Genomic DNA, 23126 nt, shown 5'->3' on the forward strand with positions numbered 1-23126 from the left:
ACTTCCTAAAAGATTAATATTTACAATAAAAAGGGTAGCCTGATTGTCTACTAAAGGTACATTCAATAGGCTATTTGTTATGTATATGGATTATATTCTTGGAAATGTCATGATTTTCTAGTTAATTTTACCATAAATATCGTACTTATTTCAGCTTCAGGCAATAATTTAACGTGATAAAATAAATTAATAGACTTAAGAATTTCGAATTTAAAGAATAAAAGAAGGAGGACGGCGATGAAATCAGCTTTATCTACTATGGCTCTACTGGGACTTTTACTTGCTGGCCATTCAAACGCACATGCCGAGACAGTCAGTCCTACACCGCAACAAAGTGCAGCACATACATCAGTTTTGTTTCAAAATGAAGAAAAATATAATGAGCGCCATTTAGTAGTGAAATTCTCCTCCGGTGTCGATCCGGCAATAAGAAGGAGCATCCTTAAGAAAATAGCCGCACGGGAGCTTGACCGAATGTCAACCGGGAATTACTCGCTTGTGTCTGTTCCTGCAGGCTCTGATCTGAAATCATTTGCCGATCAATTGCTTACATATAAAGCAGTCGAATCCGTGGAACCGAATTATGAAGTGAAAACAACTTTTAAACCGGGTGACACGAGCTTTGGAAAGCAGTGGTATCTGAATAAGATCAATATGCCAGCCGCATGGGACCGTACGAAAGGATCGTCTGGGGTGACAGTAGCGGTTGTTGATGGCGGGTTTTCCCTTACCCATCCCGAATTGAAGGGAAAATTCGTCAAGCCCTATAATGCCGTGAACGGAGAGACCACTTTCTCATCAGGTGACCATGCAACGCATGTCTCCGGAATCATCGGGGCAGCAATGAATAATATCGGTACAGCAGGCATTGCCCCTAATGTAAAAATCATGCCAGTGAACGTGTTTATGGGAGAAATGGCGGACAGCTATTGGGTTGCAGATGGAATTATGTATGCGGCAGATTCTGGAGCCGATATTATAAATTTGAGCCTGACTACCGAGGAAAAAGCTTCGGTGCTTGAGTACGCGGTGAAATATGCTGCTTCAAAAGGTGTAATGGTCGTTGCCGCAGCGGGAAATTCCCATAGTACTAAACCATTTTATCCGGCTGCATTTAGTTCAGTTGTGGGAGTAAGCGCCGTTGATTCCAAAGATCAGCTTGCCCCTTTTTCAAACTATGGCAGCTATATTGATATGTCAGCACCGGGTGTTAATATTTTTTCAACGATTTCAAACGGCAGGTATGCGATGATGGATGGCACCTCCATGGCATCTCCTGTTATTTCCGGTGTTTCCGCCCTTATTCTTTCGAAAAACCCATTCTTGACACCGGCGGAAACGGAGCAGATATTGAAAAATTCTGCTGTGGACCTTGGGACAAAAGGCTGGGATAACAAGTTTGGTTACGGTAGGATTGATGCCTATAACGCTCTGCAAAAGACTCCGGAACCGATGTCACCGGTTACCCTGTCCAGCACTCTTTTCGTTGAAAATGGAACAGGCACGCTGCCTACTTCTTTCAACGCACATAAAAATACCTCCGTATCGCTTTATGTCCAGGATGCGAAAGGTACAACCGTTAGAAAGCTCATTACGAACAAAGCCTGGAGCGGAGGAAAAGTTTCTTATAATTGGGATGGGAAGCTTGATACAGGGGCCTATGCGCCAAGCGGGAATTACAAGATCACCGCAAGAGCAAGCAACAAAAGACACTCGTTATCCAAAACGGTTAATGTCGAGATAAAGGATGAAATCGTACCGGTCGTCACTTTTTCGAAATCTTCTATTGTTTATTCACCGGCTGTGAAGGCAAAACTCGAGATCCCATTCACGCTAAATAAAAGCGCGAACGTTACAACAGAGGTTTTTGATAGTAGCGGGAATTTAGTCAGGAAGGCTAAAACAGTATTTACAGGCGGGTCCAGTTCCATTGTCTGGAATGGGAACGACCAGAGTGGGAATCGCGTGAGAGATGGAGCTTATAAGCTTGTTGTGACTGCGGATGACCAGGAAGGACGCAAGAGTGAACCGAAAACAGTGGCCGTCACGGTCGATACGGTTGCACCTGTTGGAACCATCGCTCCTTCTAGTAACCTATTTAAAATGAATGGCAAAACAACATTCAGCGTAAAAGGAATGGTTAAGGAAGCAGCAAGGGTAACGGTAAAAGTGACGGATGCTAAAGGAACCATCGTTCGTACACTGGTATCCGGACAATCCTGGAAAGCGGGAACCACTACGTTTGCCTGGAATGGTAGGACAGCGACCAATGCTTTTGCAAAGGAAGGAAACTACCAATTTGTTCTGGAAGTCACGGATGCTGCAGGGAATAAAAGAGTGGTTAAGAGCAGCGTTTTTAAGTTGGATGATATAAGATAATTCTGCAAAGGACATTCATAATTGGATGTCCTTTTTGCAATCAAATTTTTGATATATCCCCGTTGTGTATCACCTTAAACTAAAAATAGTAATTTGTAATAAAACTGTAATATTTCTGCAATGGGTGTATTTGGTAGAATTAGGTCAAACAATGAAGGAGTGAAAGATTTTGAAAAAACATATTGTCACTCTATCAACAGCGGCCGTTCTTTCTTCAGGTCTTGCTACCTCAGCCATGGCCAGTACATATACAGTAAAAAGCGGAGACAGCCTTTCCAAAATTGCACATGCACATAATACGTCCATCGCAAAACTAAAAGAGCTCAATCAATTAAGCTCCGATGTTATACATATCAATCAAAAATTAAAAGTCTCAGAAAGTACGAGCACCCCCACTCCCAAGACAGTCACCTTACAAAAGACAAGTACTGTGTCCTATAGCGTCAAATCAGGTGATACGCTTATAAAAATAGCGAATCATCATGGAATTACATTGGCCGAGCTTCAAGACTGGAATCAACTATCGGGCCACTTGATTTATCCAGGACAAAAGCTGGTGGTTTCTAAATCTACCAATACTACGGCCATTGCTCTGCCAGAAAATGATCCGCTTAAAACCGTAGAGAAAGCCACACCAAAAGTTCCTTTATCAGATACTAGTTACACAGTAAAAAAAGGAGACTATCTTTCGCTAATCGCATCTAAGTATGGTGTCTCTGTAAACGATATTAAATCAGCAAATAACCTAACTTCAAACACAATATACGTTGGACAGAAACTAAAGATAGCAAAGGCTGCTGGAACTCAGGCAGAAGATACCCCAGCTTTAGAAAACGCTGATAACAAAATTGCTACCGTTATTTCCGAAGCAAAAAAGCAGATCGGCGTTCCTTATTCCTGGGCAGGCTCGTCCCCATCCGGCTTTGATTGCAGCGGCTTCGTTTATTATGTATTCAAAAAAGCCGGCTATCAAATTTCAAGACTCTCTTCGTCTACTTACTTTGACATGGGGAAAAAGGTAACTTCTCCACAGCCGGGTGATCTTGTATTTTTTTCACCGGCTGAAAATAAAAAACACCTGATATCTCATATGGGGATTTACCTTGGAGACAGGCAATTTATTCATGCGAGTTCAAGCAAAGGTGTGCGAATCAGTTCCTTAGAAGAAACATATTATCAAAAAAGATTTACAGGTTTTAGACGATTATAATTGGTTTTAAGCACCCCGACATAGATAGGCTCGCTATCTAATGTAGCGGGTGTTTTTTATTTTACACAAATTGATAGATTTGTAATGAAAATGTAATGAGAAATGTCGTTTATTGTAACAACTATCTATTACTATGATTAAAGACTAAATAGACTTTCTGGGGGATACATAAACAAATGAGAAAATGGATTGCTTCTACCGTTGTCGCTGCTGCCCTATTGATTTCGCCATTCCAGGCATCTGCCAATATCGGGGACCAAACATTAAAACCTTCAATGAATCACCCTGATGTTCGCCAACTCCAAAACTTGTTAAAAGTAAAAGGATATTATCCTGTTTCAGGTTCTTATACAACTGTTTATCACACCGCCACTACAGCTTCGGTCAAAAAGTTCCAAAGCGCCAAGAAACTAAAGGCAGACGGTATATCCGGAAGAACTACCTTCAACGCTTTGGGAGTCTACAAAATTAATAACTCCACTTTAATCAGCACGGCAAAAAAATACATGGGCACTCGCTATGTATGGGGCGGAATGTCACCAAGCGGCTTTGATTGTTCCGGGTATATCAACTATGTATTCCGAGCTTCACAAGGAATTACACTTCCACGCACAGCTGCTGATTTGTATGCAAAAGTAGGCCTAAAAGTCTCCAAGCCATCAGTCGGAGATCTTGTATTTTTCACTACTTACAAAGCTGGCGCATCCCATGTTGGCATTTATATCGGCAACGGCCAATTCATACACGCCTCTTCGGTGAAAGGCGTTACCGTTTCCAGCTTAAGCAGCCCTTACTATAAAGCACGTTACCTAGGTGCAAAAACTCTATAAAACTTTCAAAAAAACCTCGTTCTGCTGAACGAGGTTTTTTTGGGGGGTCAGTCCCCCATCGCGGTGACGCGTTAAACCGATGGGGGACTGACCCCCTAACTTATGTTAAGGTATCAATACATTTGTATTAAAAAGCAATTAAGCTAGGATATACCTTTGTTTTTTATGTTATTTCTATATTAGAATAATTTTTTAGAAAAAAAATAAAAGGTGTGATCCTGTGAGTAATCCAAAAGCCCAAATAGAAGAAATCCATTATTTAAGAGCAATAGGCTGTTTGTTAGTGCTCTTGGTTCATGTTTCAGCTTCATTCTTTTACCAGCAAGGAAAATTTAACGACTTCACGTATTTTATCAACCAAATAAGCCGATTCGGAACGCCTTTTTTTGCGTTAATAAGCGGATTTCTTTTATTTAACCAATCTAGGAGAAGAGGATTCCATTTTCAAAAGTTCGTTTCTTCCAGGTTTACGAAAATTGTGGTTCCCTTTTTAGTATGGAGTGTTTTTTACCTTGCATTCTTGTATATCGACCAGGGTATTAATCCTTTTCTTGACGGGCTAGAAGCATTCCTGATTAACTTTGTGTTTGGAAATTCCTTCTATCATCTGTATTTCATTTCCATCGTTCTGCAGTTTTACTTTATCTTCCCTCTTTTACAAGGATTCCGTTCGCGCAAAAGCTGGGTGGTATTATTAGCAGCTTCAGCGTTTATTAACTTATATTTTAACAAATCCTATACCCCGCCTGAGTTAGAAGGAGTCATGATAAGTCAGCGTGATTTCTTGCCAAGCTGGATCTTCTTCTTTATCTTCGGAGGATTTCTTGCCCATTTTTGGGAGCCTTTATTTAGATTCGCCAAAAGGTATCAAGCTTCTCTTGGAATCTTGAGTATTCTTATAACCGCCCTTGCAGTAGTCGAATATCATATTGCCGGTTCCATAGCCTCCAATCGCCCAACAAATCTTATAAATATCCCGATTCTCACATTATTTGTTTTAGGTGTTGGAAGAAAAATAGCAAAAATAAAATGGCTATCAATCATGTTGAAGAAAATAGGGAATCTTTCTATGTCTATTTATCTGGTACACCCTTTCGTGCTATATATGTTCCAGAAATTCGCACCGGAATCTTTATGGAAGACCACTCTGTTTCCTATTATTTTATCTATTAATTCTGTTAGGCACAATTTCTATCGTATGGCTAATACAGCTCCTGCCTTTCAATCAATACATCTTAACGGTGCCGAAAATGTCCAATAAATCTAAACAACAAGTCACAAAACCAGGGAACCAGACATCCCTCGCTAGTTAGCATAAACCTAGCGGGGGGTCAGTCCCCCAGTGGTTTAAAGTATTAAAGAACCGACACTTATAGGCCATATCTCATATCTTTTAGACAAAAACTATCAATTTATGCAAAAAAATAGAGAAACGAGGAAGGGATTTGATTATATTATTCAGAATATATAGAATTCAAAGAGATAATGGGTGAACATTCATTCATTTTTTCTTTAAAAATTTTATGAGTGGGAGGGAATTTATGAAAGGTCTTGGTTTGCAGCCCGGCGGCCTGGGCGACAGGAAGGGGTTTCTAATTGCCATTATAGCTGTTTTACTAGTGCCTCTGATGTATGCGGGAATCATCCTTACAGCCAACTGGGGTCCGTACGACAACCTTAAGAGTCTGCCTGTAGCCGTGCTTAATAAGGATACCGGTGCGATGTCGGGCGATAAGGTAATCAACGTCGGGGAAGATTTAGTGGCCGATTTGAAAAAAAGCAATACCTTGGGATGGGAGTTTGTTGATTCTAAACAGGCCGAAAGAGGATTAAAAGATCTCGATTATTACATGGTAATCGAAATTCCTGAAGATTTCTCGAAAAAAGTGACAACCGTGTTGGATGAAAATCCTCAAAAGCCCCAATTGAAATTCATCCAAAATGAAGGCTTGCATTTTATGGCGGCCCAGGTCACAAATAATGCCACTGAGAGAATTAAAAATCAGTTGGCGGACAAGATTACCGAAACCTATACAAAGACTTTGTTTGATAGCATGGGTGAGATTTCAACCGGGTTCAAGGAAGGTGCAGACGGAGCAACCCAAATCAATGAAGGATCCGCGAAGCTTCATGATGGTACAGGCAAGATTGTATCGTCATTGAACGAAAAAGCTCCTGATATCAACAGGCTTGCTGATGGAGCGAAAGAATTAAAAGCGGGTACAAACACGATGCACACTTCCCTTGCCAGCAAGCAAGGCGACATTGCAAAGCTCGCTGATGGAGCCAGCCAGGTACATTCCGGAACCAATACGCTACTGCAAAACCTGCAGCAAAAACAAGGCGACATTACAAAGCTTGCGAATGGCACAGGATTACTTTTGAAGTCGTTGCAAGGAAGTTCCGGAAATATCAGCAAATTGGCTGATGGTGCCAAGCAAATCGATGACGGTGCTAACCAACTGGCTGTTGGCAGTGCGAGCCTCGAAGCAGGAGCTGCTAAAATCCTCGCTGGGTTGAAAACTGCTGAAGCAGGAAGCAACCAACTGGATGGAGGTATGGCGAAACTAGAACCTGGCACGAAAGCGGTAGCTGATGGTACCTCAGCTGTTGACGCAGGGTCACAGCGCTTAGCGGTCGGTACGCAACAGGTAGCTGATGGAATTGAACAGCTGAGCAAGCATCCTGTCCTGGGACCTATTCTAATGGCAGATCCTAACTTCCAAAAACTTCGTGAAGGAAGTAAAGCGGTTGCAGCCGGGGCAGGCGACATGGCCCAGAAAACTCCTGCATTAAGCGCTGGAGCCAAGAGTGTGGCCGATGGAATCTCTGGACAAGTAGCGCCTGGAGTGAAAGCGCTTGCAGGTGGACTTGACCAATTAGTTGCCGGCCAGACCGAACTTACGGCTGGTGCCCAAAAATTAAATGCCGGTGCACAGCAACTAGCTTCCGGTACGGGAGCTCTCGCTGCCGGCAATGCCACAGTGAATTCTTCCTGGGGTACATTGACTAATTCTGTTGCGCAAATTAGCAGCGGAAACCAAGCGGTAGATGCCGGCTGGAAAACAATGACGGCAGGTGTCTCAAAACTGGAAGACGGTGCAGGACAGGTTGCAGCCGGTAACCAAACGGTTAAAACCGGATGGGGTGAGCTAACCACAGGCGCAGGCAAAATTAATAACGGCATGACACAGGTTAGCGACGGTACTCAAAGCGTAAAAACCGGATGGGGTACTTTAACGAACGGTGTAACACAGGTAGATAATGGCATAGCCAAAGTAGAAGATGGTAGTAAGGAACTGGCAACAGGCCTTGCAGGCGGAGCTGAAAAAACCGGTGCAATCAAAACTGGCGACAACAACATTTCTCAGTTTGCAGCCCCTGTTGAATTAGCCGGTGAAACGATCAACAAGTTCCCGAAATACCGTTATGCTAACGCTCCATACATCTTGTCATTAGCCTTGTTTGTCGGCGTTCTGCTGATGTCCTTGTTATTTGACTTGAAGAAGCCGGCAATAACAGCGGTTTCACCTTTTAGATGGTACCTTGGCAAATTTGGCAACATGGCTGGTTTAGCAGTAGCCCAGGCTCTGATTGTCTCTGTGTTTGCCTCCTTTTTCCTAAAATCGAATGCGGCAAACGGTTTCAGCTTAATATGGTTCTCTGTTCTTGTAAGCTTAACATTCTTAACGATTGTATTCTTCCTAGTATTATTGGCAGGCAATATCGGCCGCTTTATAGCGTTCACATTCCTTGTACTTCAGCTATCAACAACAGGCTCTGCCCTGCCGATACACATGCTGCCGGATAACTTACAAGCGCTAAGCAAGATTTTGCCAATGACCTACTCAATCGGCGGCTACAAATCGATTATTACGTTAAACCACTACGGAGCATTCTGGGCAAATATCAGCGCACTTTTTGTGTTCCTTGCTGTGTTTGCGGTATTATCCTTAGTGATCATTTTCTTCCGTTCAAATAAGCGGATCGAACAAAATGAAGCAGTGGCTTAGCCAATAAAGCAAGGAAACGGCATCAGTTTGTAAACTGGTGCCGTCTTTTTGTTGCTTCATAATTAAATCGGATAATTAGATTTATAAAACCAATCAATACTCTGAAGGTTCAGATTCAACTTCTCCTTCATATGGCACTTCAGTTTCTTCCTCTTCTACCATTTCGCCTTCCTGATAATCATCCTCAGGAACCTCATCAGTATTTTCTTCTACCGCAGGTTCTTCGGGATAAGTCTCTTCGGTTTCTTGCTCATAATATTCTTCATCAGGATAAGTACTGCTGTCTTCTTCAGGAGTATATTCTTCGTAGCTGGATTCAGATTCGTCATAAGCCTCTTCTTCTGTATAGCCCTGATCGGACTCCCAGCTGTCTTCGTATTCAGAGTAAGCTTCGTCCGGAATCTCCCATAAATCATAGTCATTATAGAAATCCTCGTATTCCTGAACTTCCTCCCATTGCATTGGATTAGCAATCCATGTATCAATAAACTGTTTCACCTGCTGAATCGGAATCGAAAACCCGAGTGCCTCCTGATTAATATAGGAAGCGCTGTTTATCGCGAGCACTTCTCCTGTTTCTTTGTGGATTAATGGCCCGCCGCTGCTCCCCGGCCAAATAGGAGCCGTCGTTTGATAGACATCTTCATATGTAAAAGGAGGAATCTGTAAGTCCCGGTTAAGGCCGCTGATAATTCCTGTTGAAACAGAATCCTTCAACCCATTCGGGCTTCCAAAGGTAATCACTTCCTCGCCTTTCACTGCCTGGCTTGTAGCCATTGACAGCGGTTCGTGTCCCTCTAAATCCGGTACGTGAATAACGGCTACATCTGTATCATCCCCAATGCCGATTACGGTACCATAAAGTACTTCATCATTAACGGTTCGAACCTCGACATCCTTGTAACCGGTAACAACATGCGCATTCGTTACGATATGACCCTTATTGTCATAAAGAAATGCCGACCCTAACGCAGAATCGGTAGCTACCTGAAATACTTTACTCTCGGAAAACTGGATGATTTCTTTTAAGGTTTTTTCCTTCTTGACCGGTGCTGCTTGTTTCTCTTTTTCTACTACCTGTACAGTTTTTACTTCTTTTACAACGGTTTGAGGTCCGGCCGCTGGTGCCGCTTCCTCCCTGGTGCCGCAACCCGATAATAAAAACATAATTCCTGTTGCAACGAACAAAGATTTGGTTCTCCATACCGCTTTCATAGTATATTATCCCCCTGCTATATTCCTATATTTTCCTCTCCAGTAATATCGGCAGGATTTTTCTTGTTTCAAGCATGTTAAAGCTTCAGTTGGAATCCCTACAAATTTTCGCACTAAAAAACCGCTGGAAATCCAGCGGCTAAATATCGAGGGAACCTTGCCCCACAGTTATTTCACTTGCATAACTTCATCAATCTTCTCCATAAATTCATCGGTAACGGTTGCCAGTTTTTCACGGGCTTCTTCCATTGTGCTACCTTGGACACCGAAATAAAATTTGATTTTTGGTTCTGTACCTGATGGGCGAAGGCACACCCATGTGCCGTCGTCCAGGAAGTATTTCAACACATTTGATTTTGGCAGTTCAATCGTTTCTTCTTCTTTCCATGCGACCGTATATTTCGTGCTGTTCTGATAGTCCTCCCGTATAACTACCTTTTGCGATGCAAGCTCTGAAGGCGGATTTTCCCTAAATTCGTTCAGGATCCCTTGGATTTGCTTGCTTCCTTCTATTCCTTTTAGTGTAAGCGACCGCAAGCCTTCTAAGTAAAAACCATACTTTTCAAACACGCTAAGGAGTCCTTGGTGTAATGTCTTGCCTTGTTTTTTATAGTAGGCGCAAACTTCCACTGCAAGCAGGGCGGCCTGGATGGCATCCTTATCCCTGGCAAAATCCTTGATCAAATAGCCATAACTCTCCTCGTATCCAAAAACGAACGAATGGCTTCCTGTACGTTCATATTCATTTATTTTTTCCGCTATGAATTTAAAGCCTGTTAATACATCAATTGTTTCCAGGCCATACTGGCTGGCAATCGTACGTCCGATCTCTGATGTCACGATCGTTTTTAGGACTGCACCTTTTGAGGGAATTGTCCCCTTTTCCTTTTTTTGCGTTAAAAGGTAGTCGAGAAACAATGCTCCCGTTTGGTTTCCAGTTAAAACCACATACTCGCCAGCTTCATCCTTTACTGCGATTCCTAGACGGTCTGCATCGGGGTCGGTGGCAATGAGAATATCTGCTGAAACTTCTTTACCTAACTTTATTGCCAATTCAAATGCCGCATGCTCTTCCGGATTAGGAGATGTTACGGTAGAAAAATTTGCATCAGGCAATTCTTGTTCTTTTACAATATGTACGTTGTTATAACCGAGATCCCGAAGGCCTCTACGGACTGATTTATTGGATGTACCATGAAGCGGTGAGAATACGATTGTTACATCGACTTCCTGGGAGAGGCCTGGATTCTCTGATACAGTCAGTAAGTTTCGGTTATATTCTTCGTCGATTTCCGGGCCAATCACTTCGATTAATCCTTTATTCTTTAAAACTGCCTCTTCTTCCACTTCCAGAAGCAGTTCATTTTCAATGGAATTTACATATTCAATTACTTTATCAGCAGCATCGAGTGGCAGTTGCCCACCGTCATGACCATACACTTTATAGCCATTATACTCAGGCGGATTATGGCTGGCAGTTATCACGATTCCGGAAAAAGCGTTTAGGTACCTTACCGCAAACGATAACTCAGGTGTCGGCCGAAGCTCGTCGAACACGTATACCTTAATGCCTTTGGTCGCGAGCGTTTTTGCCGCTTCCATTGCGAACTCCGGAGATTTATGGCGAGAATCATACGCAATCACGACACCGCACTTTTTTGCCTCTTCTCCGGATGCATTAATATAGTCTGCAAGCCCTGCTGATGCTTTTCGGACTGTGTAGATATTCATCCGGTTGGTGCCGACGCCGATTTCCCCACGCATGCCCCCCGTCCCGAATTCTAAATTTCTATAAAAAGCATCCTCAAGCTTACTTTCCTCTCCACCTAGTTCGTCGAGAAGCAAACGCAGCTCCCTGTCTAAATTTTGATAATTATTCCATGTTGAATATGTATCTGTCCAGCTCAACTAATTCGCCCCTTTCCCTCATTATGCAAAAACAAATCTTAAGAAATATATTAGGTTTAACTCCTTATATAACTTCTTTTTCCAGTAGCTCTTTTCCTTCTGCCACTTTTTCCATTTTTTGATTTTTGTTTATAAGCACTTTTCTGCGCTTCCCTACAGTTGAGTTTCGTCAACTAATGGTCTTCTTTTTAATGATGAGGCCGCTTAAGATTGACATCATGAATATTCCCAGCAGTCCTAACCTACTACCTTGATCCATAAATAGTTCTATAGAGCTCGTGTTTTCATAAAATTTGGTTACATCTTACCTTATTATACAAGTATTGTTATGAATTGGAGATATCATTAGGAAAAATAAAATAGTAAAATAGTAATAATAAATGGTAAAATTTTCTTGAAATCATGAAACTTTTTGGTTATTTGAGCGTCACATAGATATAAAAGGAAATTTGTTTCTTCGCTAGCCGTTCGTGTTATCAGGAGGGGTTTTTAGACATATAGTCAGGTAGATTAAAAAAATTATAGGGAAAAAGGGGAAATCCATTATGTTGGCGAGAATTTCAAGCATGAGAAGATTATTGTTTATGCTGATTGCCTTCTTTGTTTTGAGTTTAAGTTTTTTAGGCACAAACCGTTCCATTGCGCAGGCGGCATCCCAACCAGTCGCACCTCCCAAACCGCCTAAGGTAGTATATCTCACTTTTGACGACGGGCCTTCGGTATTTACTCATCAATTACTCGATATTTTGGCAAAGAAAAAGGTGAAGGCAACCTTTTTTATGATAGATGGCAACATGAAGAACTATCCAGGGGTGACCAGGCGAATGGTGAAAGAAGGTAATTATCCAGGGCTCCATAGTGTGAGTCATGACTCACGGAGATTATATAAAACAAATTCTACAAACTTTGCCAATGAAATGGTGACAACCCAGACAACGCTGAAGAGAATTACTGGTTTTTCTAGCCTCATAACCCGCGCTCCATATGGAAGCGGATACATGACCAAGGCGATGAGGGATTATACGGTTAAGAAAGGGTTTAAGATGTGGGATTGGACGATTGACTCCAGGGATTGGGCTCTCGCCAAGAATCCACAGCAAATTTTAGTCAATGTGAAGAAGAAATCGGGTAAACCGCAAGAAGTCATTCTATTGCATGAAAGAAGGCAAACGGTTCAGATGCTGCCCGCCATTATTGATCAGTACAAAAAAGAAGGCTACGAATTTCGAATATACGACCCAAAACACCACATCGTTGTGAACTTTGCAAATGACAAAAGGCTGTGATTGGGGTCAGTCCCCCACCGCTTTAACGCTGTAAAACATAGAGAGATACCCCTTATCGTGTTAACACGATAAACCAGGATTCTATCCGTCACCGCCTTAGCGCTGTGATACTTCGGGGATCTTCCCCCGTACATATTCTCTATATAGCTTTGGATCATCAAAGCATGAGAAAATCTTTTCAGTCGTCACTAAAGTGTTTGGCTGGCCGGATTCATAAACTGTATAACTGCTCCATGGATAATCCCCCGGATTCTTAACCAAACCGGCCTCAACTGGATTCAAGTGGATATACCTGCTTACATCCAGAAAGTACTTTCGTGAATCGATTAATTCTGACCCGTACCGGCCTTGAAAGACATGACCATCGAGTTCATGGCGTTTATTGAAATATATTGCATACCGGAAGTTTAGCATTTTCATGATTTCCTTAGGATGGGTTTCGATGGTTTCGAGTTGAAGATGAGTGTGGTTGGTCATTAAACAATAGGCGTGGAGAATATAAGGATGGGCTGAACGGGTTTCTTCTAGTAACTCGAGGTATTTCATTTTATCCTTATCATCAAGGAAAATGGACGAACGGCGGTTTCCCCTGTTGGTAATATGATACATCGCACCGGGGAACCATACCCTGGGCTTTCTTGCCAAAATAACAACATCCCTTCTTAGATAAATTTTTCTTCCACACTAAATATTCGATCCTATCATGCTTTCTCCTTCTTGAAATCATAAAAAACGACAAATTTATCTAGGGGGTCAGTCCCCCATCCCATTAAAGCTTTAAAGGGGTGGGGGACTGACCCCCTAAAGAGGATTTTTTATGTCGAATCTTGAATAAATAGTAATAGGGAATATGTATTATACTTCCAAGACATCATGGTTTCATCATGGTTTCATCGCGGTAGTATTACTGGATAAGGTCCGAATCGTTTTATCCTAGAAGGAATACTCAATAAGACCTTCGCCCACACACAGGACAAGTCTATAGCTAGTCATATGGTAGAGAATTTTACCTCAATAAAGTCGGACCTACCGACCTGGATTATCATGCTAGGTTGTTCGTACCTGAGCGAAGGTATTTGCGAAGCTAGTATCCAAACCCTAAAAAATAAATATAAAAATATAACACGTGGTTTAGTACGGTAAAGTAGTGGGGGACTGACCCCGAGGAGGTGGCAAAATGGATATAGCCAAGCATTTTTTGTTTAATTTCGCATTACTATTTATTTTATTGTTTGTGTGCTTGGTATGGTCGGAGAGGTCTAGAACTAAGCGGATTTCCAGAGCGAATGCCACTTTTTACTTCGTATCCTCTTTATTGGTTTGTTTTTCTTTTTCATATGAAGTCAGCGATGGATTTCGCCTGGATTTACGGAATATTCCTGTGGTGATCGGCGGCCTTTACATGGGTATAGGCCCGATGCTTTCCATTGTAGCTATCATGACGCGTTGTCTTTTTGGCATTGGGGTTGGTTTTCTGCCAAATTTATTGTTGTATGGATTTTTGCTTGTTTTTTTGTGGAAGATTCATCCTTGGTTTTGGAAGCAGACACCAAAAAATAGAATCCTGTGTGCTGTAATCTTAACTACAATTATTAGTTTTACATCACTCATATGTATTTCATTGGTTAGCCCATCTTATTTAAGAGGGGATATTTGGATCGCCTATATGGTAATTCCACCGTTTGGGGTAGGCCTGATCGCATATTGTATTGAATTTGTAAGAAAACACCTTCTTATCCACCAGCATCTTGTAAAAACGAAAAAGTTAGAAGCGGTTGAACAAATGGGAGCAGCCATTTCGCATGAAATCAGGAATCCTTTGACAGCTGCACTGGGATTTGTGCAATTGCTTCAAGAAGAGGACTTGGATGTAAAGAAACGGAACCTATATCTCTCACTTGTAAAAGGGGAACTGGAGTCTGCAGAACGGGTCATTCAAGATTATTTAACCTTCTCGAAACCTTCCTTGCATACACTGGAAAAATTAAATGTTTCAGAAGAACTTGCCCACGTCCTTACTATTTTACAGCCATTGACCAATCAGAATTCTGTTCTTGTTAACACAAAGTTTTCATCAACTGGCTATATTAAGGGCGACCGGCAAAAATTTCATCAATGCTTCTTGAACATTATTAAAAATGCAATTGAATCCATGCCAAGCGGTGGGTGTTTATATATTGAAACAGCAGCAAATTCTACTCTTGTGACCATTCATATTAAAGATTCAGGAGTCGGCATGACCAGGGAACAAATCGAGCGGTTGGGTGAACCTTATTATTCCACGAAGGAAGCTAAAGGCACTGGGCTTGGTATGATGGTGGTCTTTAGCATTGTTAAGGCAATGAAAGGAACAATACAGATAGAAAGTGAACCTGAAAAAGGAACGGTATTTCAAATTTCATTCCCCATACATAATTAAAATGGGGTCAGTCCCCCACTGCTTTAACGCAATGCTTTACTTTTAGTAACCAATGTTAAAGCCCTTCTGATTTTAGAAGGGCTTGAAACTTACACTTTTTAAACAGCACCAAAACATCCTCGCTTAACTCTCTACACCATAGATTTGTAAGTATTTATGTTTAATTTGATCGTCCACCAGACACATTGCTTTCTTTGTTGTTTGAACCTTCTGTTTGGCCCAGGATGCCCCTACCTCTAGAACATGTTGTCTTTCCAGTTTCCCGTGCAACTCTGCCACATATTGTAGCAATACATTGATAACGGAATCAGATAGCCCCTTATTCTGAAGAGGTTTGATGACTTCCATTTCCCAAACGCTAACTTCTTTTCCCACAAATTGACGCCGTAGCATTTCTTCTGGTGTTGTTTCTCTAAACATCTTTTCTAACAAGGTTATAGTCAAATGGTCCATATACGGTCTCCTTTAGCACAGAGTGCAATGTTGCAGTAAATAATAAAATGGTAGGCAACGGTAAGGAATAAGTTTCAGAAACGAATTTCCAAAAGTGAAGAAGCCCTTCTCTTATAGAAGGGCGTATTTAGATACATTCAGTTTTATTACTTCCCCTTTTGCATTAACAAGATATCTAACTTTGTTTCTATTCTATTTAAAGTTTCCTCTAGGTTTACTAGTCGCTTGGATTCTGATTTACTAGGTTTCTTATCTAACTCGTGCAGTAGAGCCTGTCGCTGAACCAAATCTCGGTAAAACTTACTATTGTCCTTTAAACTCATATTATAAATCCCTCTTTTCTTTCCACTTCTGACCCATTCACTAGGTAACAATGAATACTCGTGGTTTTGTATAAAACAGGCGGCAAAGAATGGGATTTAATTTTCAAATGAAACAACTCCTTTGAAAACAACCCGGAAGTCCAGCCATCATAGCGATAAGCTTTAGATCTGTGACTTTGCGTCCCTATCTTTCAATTAGGTTTGCCCTTTACTGATTGTGTAAGGCGTTAAGTGAGTAAATTGTTATGGGAATATTTTACCATATTTACCAACATGTAAATAGTTAATTTTTACATTTTTTTGTTCGAATGGACAAATTCTTAGTCTGAGAGGACAAAAGAGGGATATAGAATGGAGAGTTTTCAGTTTTAACACAATTCACATTAGGCCATTATGGTTTGTTGAAGCGCTCCTTATTTTTACGATTCTTTATGGGTTGGGCCGTGCGCTTGTTCTAAAAAAGTTCTCAAAGCGTAAATTTCCTTTTCCTACTACAAAAATTTTGATAGTTATGTCCATCCTTTTGGGCTTCACAGCTTTTTTTGTGAGATTGTTTTATCCTGTAGGCACAGGTCCCTTGGGGCTACAGTTTGGCTACTTCCCTTCTTATATATTTCTGTTTGTGTCGGGATTTATGGCTTTTCATCATGGATGGCTAGAGTATATCTCCGTGATGCCAGTAAAAAAATGGCTTCTGATTGCTATTTTAACAATCCCTATGCTGCCGATTGGACTAATTTTAACCGGAGCCCTTGAAGGGAACATGGCCTTTGAAGGTGGACTTACTCTCCAGGCTTTTATCTATGCGATGTGGGAACCATTCGTTGCATTTGGTCTGAATATCACATTACTAAGCTGGTTTAATGATAAACTCAATCGGCCTTATCGCTTTGAAATCCACATGTCCCAAGCTGCTTATACCGTTTACATCATCCATCCTGCAATAATAGTAGGCCTAAGCTTATATTTTCATTTATTCTCTATTCATCCGTTCATTAAATTTCTCATGGTGCGCTCTTTAGGAACGGTCTGTTGTTTTATTACAGCCCTGATTATTATTAGGCTTCCATATGCTAAAAGGGTTCTATAATAAGCTAATCCGGTAATCAACACTACTAAACTATTGGGATTATGAAAATTATTTTACCAGGATTCCCCTAAAATATTCTCATATATGTCGATAATAGTAATAAGACTTTCTAGTCTCTTAAAGATACATTTCTATTATATCGGGAGGACATCGTGAGAAAATTTTTCATAGTACTATTAATAGCCATAGCATCATACGGTATGTTGGGAACAAGCGGAAATAAAACAGAGGCCGCACAAAAAGTAGTTTGTATTGATCCTGGACATCAAGGGAAGCAAAATTCCCAAAAGGAGCCTATTGCTCCTGGTTCAAAAACGATGAAAATGAAAACTACATCCGGAACGCAAGGGGTTGCAACAAGAAAACCGGAATATGTACTAAACCTGGAAGTTGCCCTAAAGCTACGGGATGCCTTACAGAAAAAAGGATATAAAGTGTATATGACCCGTACCACACATAATGTAAACATTAGTAATATCCAAAGAGCCAACTATTGCGATAATAAAAAAGCAAACTTAACCATTCGTATCCATGCTGATGGAAGTACAAACCGAAAAGCTGAAGGGATACAGGTTTTATACCCTTCCGCAAAGGTAACACAAAAAATAAATGCTACTAGCAAGCAAGCCGCCGTATACGTACTAACTGAAACAATAAAAACGACGAAAGCAAAAAAATCGGCAGGGGACGGTCTAACTCCACGGACTGACCTCACTGGCTTTAACTGGTCTAAGACGCCGACCGTTCTGGTAGAGCTTGGGTTCATGTCGAACCCAACAGAAGACAGAAAAATGGCAACAAGCGCCTATCAGGCAAAACTTGTTCAAGGCATGGCCAATGGGATTAGCAAATATCTTAAATAGAATTCAGAAGCAAAATATCTATAGCTTTTTCAGGGGTCAGTCCCCCAGTGCTGTAACGCGTTACAGCGGCGGGGGACTGACCCCCGCTTAAATTTTTTTATCTATGTCAGTTGTGTCTACCTGGTTGCCGAACCATTCTTCTAATTTGTGCCTTGCTTTGTTTTTTATATCGTCATCTATATACATGGCAACTTGAATTAGCGCAAGCCCCAGTGCCCCCAAGTCATCTGTATAGCCTATTCCTATAGCAAAGTCAGGAATTAAATCGGTTGGGAGAATAAAGTATCCTAACGCGCCAACAATCACTGCTTTTGTTTTTGTAGGCACTTCCGGTTTTTGAAGTGTGTAGTATAAAAGCAATACTGAATAAACAACCGAGGATCCGGCTTTAATCGCATACTTTTTCAGTTTAGCCCAAAACTTTGAATCAGAATAATGCTTGCCCGCTTCGTTCGCTTGCTCATTCGATTCTTGATCAAATCCTTGTTCGTTTTGATTCTCCATCAAAATCCTCCTTTTCGACACCGTGCTCTGCATCCATTTTAATAGACCTTGTCCAGGAATGTAAAATTTGAGCAAGGATCCATTCGCTAAAATAAAACAGCCCTAATTCCAAAATTGGAATTAGGGCGCTATTCATGCACACATTAGGGGGACTCATCCCGAAGTGTTTGGCGTTTAAGTAGTCAGTTTCCGCTGACTGTTAACTGATATGGTTTGATAGTTGCGTTACCGTTTGTGTCCCTCACCTTGATATGGTAGGTACCCTTTTTAAGGGTTTTAAAGAGAGTTTCCGTATCTCCCTGCATGTAATTGTCCACTTTACTTAACTGCTTTCCACTTTGATAGAGGAAGAGGACCATATCAGCTTCATTGCCTGATGACAGGTCAATTCGCAGCTTAGTGTCTTTTTTCAAGGTGAACGTGTACCAATCTTCATCACCTAATGATTTGCCTGCGTTTAAGTATCCTGTAGCGCGTTGCGTACTAGAATTCACCGCTTTTAATGCGATTGGTTTGGACGGTTTGTTATTTTTCACAACGGATCCGGAATCCTCATCCACGGTTCTCGCGGCGGCGACAGTAAAGTGATATGGGTTAAGGCTTACATATTGACCACCATCTATGCTTCCTAGTATCACAATAAAATAGCCCTTCCCTTGCACAGCCTTAAAGGAACCGTATGTGTTTCCGCTTTCCGCACCATTTTGGAAGATAGTATAACTGTCAAAGTCCGCTTGATCATATATCTGGTTGTTATTAACATCCTCTATTGCCACGATAGAACCGTATACAGGAGCAAACAATTCCGACGGCAGCTGGTTCACCAGCCTGCTGTCCGGTTTACCGCGCTCAAAGAGCGTAGTATAGAGCCCGCTTTTTCCTGCCTTAAAGTAAAAAGAATCTAAATCATTAGGAGCTGCAAAGTTTCCTGTGATTCTTGCCCCATCAGTGATTGGCTTTGCCTGATCTTTGAAAATATCATTTTCTTCATATTGGTCTGATTGATCCGCGAACACATAATTTGAACTGATTTGATATGGTTGGAAGGAAAAATCGTTTTCAAATACGTTCGGGTTAACCGCCATAAAGTAGGTTTCATCCTGCTTTAGGGTAGTATAGAATGATTCGGTTAGCGCTCCCCAGCCACTCCAATTGATGTTGGCCCCAGCTGATTGAAGCACTGGTACCGTCCGGCCGTCTTCCAACTTTTCGCTCGTAAGTTGCGCAATTTCAAGTAGGAAACCCTGTCCATTGGACTTTGGAATCTCGAATTTGTAGATGCCTGTTTTCTCAGGAGTAAACTTGAATAAATCGAAATCCTCCTGGCCCTGCAAATGTCCCTCTGCTTTTTCACCTACTGGATAAGGACGTGCATTTTCCTGATAGTTATTAATCATTTGTTCCAGTTGTTTATAATAATCTTCTTCCGTGGTGACATCTTCTGTTTCTTCCTTGCCTTCTTGAGGGAACACATCCTCATCGTCCGGGACGATCTTGGAGTCCACTGTTATCGTATAAGGTACAATGGCCGACTCGGGTTCACTCTTACCGGATGAAAACATCAAGAAATCATTAAAGAACATGATTTCATCTTGGTATTCGGGTTTATTGGAAACCTTAACTATATATTTCACCTGTGGCTCAGCCTTGAAGAATAAGGATTCTCCATCACTTATGCCTCCCCTGTTACTTACCGCTTCTGCAGGGGCCTCGCTGCTTTCCAGTACTTCTTTTAATAGATTGCGTTTTTCTTCCTCTGAAAGCTGTGGCTGTCCTTTTTCCTGAGGAGGAACAATTTGATCCTCTCGATAGACGATAATCGAACTATCAACACCTGGAACACCGGTTAAATTGAAATGATAGAGTTTTGCTTCATTGGTTTTAAAGGTAAAAAAGTCGTTATCAACCTTGTCCCCGCTTGCAAATGTATGCTCACTGTTTGAATAAGGTACTGCTGAGACGTCCTGCATTTTATCAATTGTGGATGTATCTTCGGGAAGAGCTGTCTGTTTTATGACCTGAAGTGAATAGGAATCTCTTTTTTCTGAAGAACTATCATAGTTTCCATTCACATCCTTGACACCGATTGCAATCGTGCCATCAGATGGGGCCTTCATAAGCTTCCCTTCTGTACCTCCATTGCGTACGCTATTTACTTCTATTTGTTGCTTCTCTTTTTCAGAGAAAAACTGGATCATAAGTTTATGGTCATATTCCCCTGCGCTTTTCAGCACCGATTGAATATATTCGCCTTCTTTCACGTTAAACTTAATCCAGTGCTGTTCAAACGGTTTGGTAAATGACTGATTGATTTCAACCGGCTGGGAGGTTGGAACAACTGTTGCTTTTTCAAGTATTTCTTTTTCTGTCCAATCTTCCTTAACGAAGGCCGGGATTTTTTTAATATCAAAGGATAATGCAGCAACTGGATTCACTAGGCCGTTGCCAAACTTCGTGTCATAACCTGATGAGCCTAAATCACTAGCCGTTTTTTCCAGGATATATTCAACCTGCACTGGAGTAAGGGCCGGGTGTTTAGCCAACAACAGGGAGGCAACGCCCGCTACAACCGGTGAAGCCATTGAGGTACCGCTAAAAGATGTAAAAGTAGATTTTTTCTCATAATCATAGACAGTAGAATAAATCTCCTCTCCAGGGGCCGCAATATCAACCGTAGGACCAAAACTTGAATAAGAAGAGAGTTTTTTCTGGTTGTTGATCGAGCTTACGCTAATTACCCCTTCAAAGGACGCCGGATAACTTGGCATATCCATAGCGATATTACCTGCTGCCGCAACGATTGTGATACCTTTCGAAACCGCCTTTTGGACAGCTTCTTCCAAGATTGGAGATGCCGCCATGGATCCAAGGCTCATATTTATAACTTTAGCGCCTTTTTCCATAGCCTCATAGATTGCTTGAGCTATTGTGTAATCATTTGTAAAATAAGATCTCCCGAAAACATCGATCGATAGCAGTTCGGCATTGGGATTCACTCCGTATCCGCCAATGCCATTATTTTTTTCAGCGGCGATGATTCCGGCGACATGGGTGCCGTGCTCATCAGACAGCCCGGGGTTAATGGGATTTAAAACATTGTAGCTGGAGATTACTTTCTTACTCAATTCAGGGTGATTACGATCAATGCCTCCATCGATCACCGCTACCTTCACTTTCTTATTCCCGGCGAGCGCCTGTGCCTTACCGGTGTTCAGCATGGAATGATAATACTGCTTGTCCGCTTTTGGATCGACGTCGCCAAGCTTTTGATACAATGCGGAAGGGCTGGCTGAAACAACTTTGGAATTTTTCGAGTACAATGTTAGCGCCTTCTCCTGGGCTTTCTTATTTTTTACTTTAACGATTACATATTGAAGGCTTGGGAGTAGCTTTACGACTGTTGCACCGGCTAGTTTATGTTCATTTGGTGTTAATGGCTTTTTGTACTTGATTAGGATTGTATCTTCGCTGTATGTTGGTTTCTGTTCATTGGCACCGGGCTTTTCCACCAGGCCAAATGGGTTTGCATTCTGGATGCCGGATTTTTGGACCCCGGAGAACGTAGTCCCGGTTTGTGAAATGGCTTTTGCTTGATTAATAGGAATACCAGGCAGCAATAATCCTGTACATACTGCAAGCATGGCCGCTTTCTTTGCAAATCGCTTCATATATTTCCCCCTCGCGATGCCGTAAACAAGAAACCCAGGTAGGCAGCGGCCGATGGTTTTAGATGGCCAAGTGACTGCGATGCACCTGTGTGACTTCTTCATTAGATCGCTCGCTATTTTTGTAAAAACTATGAAAATACTTCATATATTTTAGGGTTTAAATCTGGAAGTTAAACCAAGTTTTTACAAATTAATAATAGCACTTTGCAAAAGGTATTTCTTTGTATTCTTTTCGACAAAAACCATTCGGAACATAGGTATACTATCACTTTAAAAGGTAGAGGATTGATTCCGAGGCTTTTTCAACTGGTTCTGCAAGTTTTCCCGGGCTTTTTCGTAATCCATATGTAGTCCCGTTAAAAGCTCCAGATTAAAATCATACTTTGCCAGTTTTCGCATCATGAAAAATACGGTTGGTTTTTCATGTTTAATAATCGTCATAATTTCGATGGTTGGGAGATAGGATGAGGAGGGCTTCTGTCGTAAAAATAACCTAAGGAAACTGACAAAATAAGAAGCCGAATCAGCATTATCCGGATAGTCGACTAGCATCTTATTGAACTTTTTTAGTAAAGCTTCTTGTTCGTTTGGCAAATCCAGGTCTCCTTGCTTTGTATATTATTTGTTTTTAATGCTTGGGAAACATCAGCAGGCATCATTCAATTTCGTAGATGAATCAGCATTGTCCACAACGTTTTGATAGGCCACAGACAGGTTCTGTAGACATTCAACACGGATTTTTTCATCGCAAACAAAATCATGTTTTAATTCTTTTTGAAATTTCGAATAAATATCTGACAAAAACTCGTCTTTTTTCGCATCAGTATTTTCAGCTAAATGGCGCATTTCACTCACAAAATATTCTACAGTTCCAAACATACTATCACCCTTCTCTGGGGTCAGTCCCCCATTGCGTTAACACGTTACCGCATCGGGGGACTGACCCCGTAATTTATATTTTCGTA

17 protein-coding genes and 1 riboswitch are annotated in these 23126 nt (G+C 41.4%); of the genes, 9 read left to right on the forward strand and 8 right to left on the reverse strand.

What is annotated here, in order from left to right:
* Positions 1 to 237 precede the first annotated feature (237 nt).
* The 5 genes from CUU64_RS00425 to CUU64_RS00445 all read left to right on the forward strand — a co-directional run bounded on the left by CUU64_RS00425 (position 238) and on the right by CUU64_RS00445 (position 8432).
* Positions 238 to 2379 carry a S8 family serine peptidase gene (locus CUU64_RS00425; RefSeq protein WP_101631305.1) on the forward strand — a complete coding sequence of 714 codons (2142 nt, stop codon included), beginning with the start codon at positions 238 to 240 and terminating at the stop codon, positions 2377 to 2379.
* 169 nt (positions 2380 to 2548) lie between these two features.
* On the forward strand, positions 2549 to 3589 hold the full coding sequence (locus tag CUU64_RS00430; RefSeq protein WP_101631306.1) for a C40 family peptidase: 1041 nt from the start codon (positions 2549 to 2551) through the stop codon (positions 3587 to 3589).
* A 176-nt stretch (positions 3590 to 3765) separates the two neighbouring features.
* On the forward strand, positions 3766 to 4419 hold the full coding sequence (locus CUU64_RS00435) for a C40 family peptidase (protein ID WP_101631307.1): 654 nt from the start codon (positions 3766 to 3768) through the stop codon (positions 4417 to 4419).
* 220 nt (positions 4420 to 4639) lie between these two features.
* Positions 4640 to 5680: an acyltransferase gene (locus CUU64_RS00440; RefSeq protein ID WP_257985337.1), complete on the forward strand. Its 1041-nt coding sequence runs from the start codon at positions 4640 to 4642 to the stop codon at positions 5678 to 5680.
* A 280-nt stretch (positions 5681 to 5960) separates the two neighbouring features.
* Positions 5961 to 8432, forward strand: coding sequence for a YhgE/Pip domain-containing protein (locus tag CUU64_RS00445; RefSeq protein WP_180954410.1), 2472 nt, complete (start codon positions 5961 to 5963; stop codon positions 8430 to 8432).
* 93 nt (positions 8433 to 8525) lie between these two features.
* Here CUU64_RS00445 and CUU64_RS00450 read toward each other — a convergent pair whose 3' ends face one another.
* Both CUU64_RS00450 and CUU64_RS00455 read right to left on the reverse strand, forming a co-directional pair.
* A complete protein-coding gene (locus CUU64_RS00450) occupies positions 8526 to 9647 on the reverse strand; it encodes a S1C family serine protease (RefSeq protein WP_101631309.1) in 1122 nt (373 codons plus the stop codon).
* A gap of 168 nt (positions 9648 to 9815) precedes the next feature.
* Entirely contained in the window at positions 9816 to 11555 is a 1740-nt protein-coding gene (locus CUU64_RS00455) for a phospho-sugar mutase (protein ID WP_101631310.1), read from the reverse strand.
* Positions 11556 to 12100: 545 nt separating this feature from the next.
* On the opposite strand from CUU64_RS00455, the gene CUU64_RS00460 reads away from it, so the two are divergent.
* On the forward strand, positions 12101 to 12841 hold the full coding sequence (locus CUU64_RS00460) for a polysaccharide deacetylase family protein (protein WP_101631311.1): 741 nt from the start codon (positions 12101 to 12103) through the stop codon (positions 12839 to 12841).
* A gap of 96 nt (positions 12842 to 12937) precedes the next feature.
* On the opposite strand, the gene CUU64_RS00465 is transcribed toward CUU64_RS00460, so the two are convergent.
* Positions 12938 to 13486, reverse strand: coding sequence for a transposase (locus CUU64_RS00465; RefSeq protein ID WP_101631312.1), 549 nt, complete (start codon positions 13484 to 13486; stop codon positions 12938 to 12940).
* A 532-nt stretch (positions 13487 to 14018) separates the two neighbouring features.
* Here CUU64_RS00465 and CUU64_RS00470 point away from each other — a divergent pair.
* A complete protein-coding gene (locus tag CUU64_RS00470; RefSeq protein ID WP_101631313.1) occupies positions 14019 to 15260 on the forward strand; it encodes a sensor histidine kinase in 1242 nt (413 codons plus the stop codon).
* Positions 15261 to 15383: 123 nt separating this feature from the next.
* On the opposite strand, the gene CUU64_RS00475 is transcribed toward CUU64_RS00470, so the two are convergent.
* Positions 15384 to 15713 carry a DnaD domain protein gene (locus tag CUU64_RS00475; protein WP_101631314.1) on the reverse strand — a complete coding sequence of 110 codons (330 nt, stop codon included), beginning with the start codon at positions 15711 to 15713 and terminating at the stop codon, positions 15384 to 15386.
* 454 nt (positions 15714 to 16167) lie between these two features.
* Positions 16168 to 16252, reverse strand: a riboswitch (cyclic di-GMP riboswitch).
* Positions 16253 to 16382: 130 nt separating this feature from the next.
* On the opposite strand from CUU64_RS00475, the gene CUU64_RS22995 reads away from it, so the two are divergent.
* Positions 16383 to 17126: an acyltransferase family protein gene (locus tag CUU64_RS22995; protein WP_257985362.1), complete on the forward strand. Its 744-nt coding sequence runs from the start codon at positions 16383 to 16385 to the stop codon at positions 17124 to 17126.
* Between the two features lie 152 nt (positions 17127 to 17278).
* The gene (locus CUU64_RS00485) at positions 17279 to 17989 is read left to right on the forward strand and encodes an N-acetylmuramoyl-L-alanine amidase family protein (protein WP_257985338.1); all 711 of its coding nucleotides are present in this window, start codon (positions 17279 to 17281) and stop codon (positions 17987 to 17989) included.
* 87 nt (positions 17990 to 18076) lie between these two features.
* Here the strand turns inward: CUU64_RS00485 and CUU64_RS00490 are convergent, their stop codons facing one another.
* The 4 genes from CUU64_RS00490 to CUU64_RS00505 form a co-directional block, all read right to left on the reverse strand.
* Positions 18077 to 18493, reverse strand: a complete 417-nt coding sequence (locus CUU64_RS00490) for a YkvA family protein (protein ID WP_101631316.1) — start codon at positions 18491 to 18493, stop codon at positions 18077 to 18079.
* A gap of 182 nt (positions 18494 to 18675) precedes the next feature.
* Positions 18676 to 22161, reverse strand: a complete 3486-nt coding sequence (locus tag CUU64_RS00495; RefSeq protein ID WP_180954411.1) for a S8 family serine peptidase — start codon at positions 22159 to 22161, stop codon at positions 18676 to 18678.
* Positions 22162 to 22431: 270 nt separating this feature from the next.
* Positions 22432 to 22755 carry a hypothetical protein gene (locus CUU64_RS00500; protein WP_101631318.1) on the reverse strand — a complete coding sequence of 108 codons (324 nt, stop codon included), beginning with the start codon at positions 22753 to 22755 and terminating at the stop codon, positions 22432 to 22434.
* Between the two features lie 51 nt (positions 22756 to 22806).
* Positions 22807 to 23040 (reverse strand): hypothetical protein, encoded by a 234-nt coding sequence (locus tag CUU64_RS00505; protein ID WP_101631319.1) that lies wholly within the window; start codon positions 23038 to 23040, stop codon positions 22807 to 22809.
* Positions 23041 to 23126 lie beyond the last annotated feature (86 nt).

The organism is Bacillus sp. V5-8f (assembly GCF_002863565.1).
Lineage (GTDB): Bacteria > Bacillota > Bacilli > Bacillales > DSM-1321 > Peribacillus.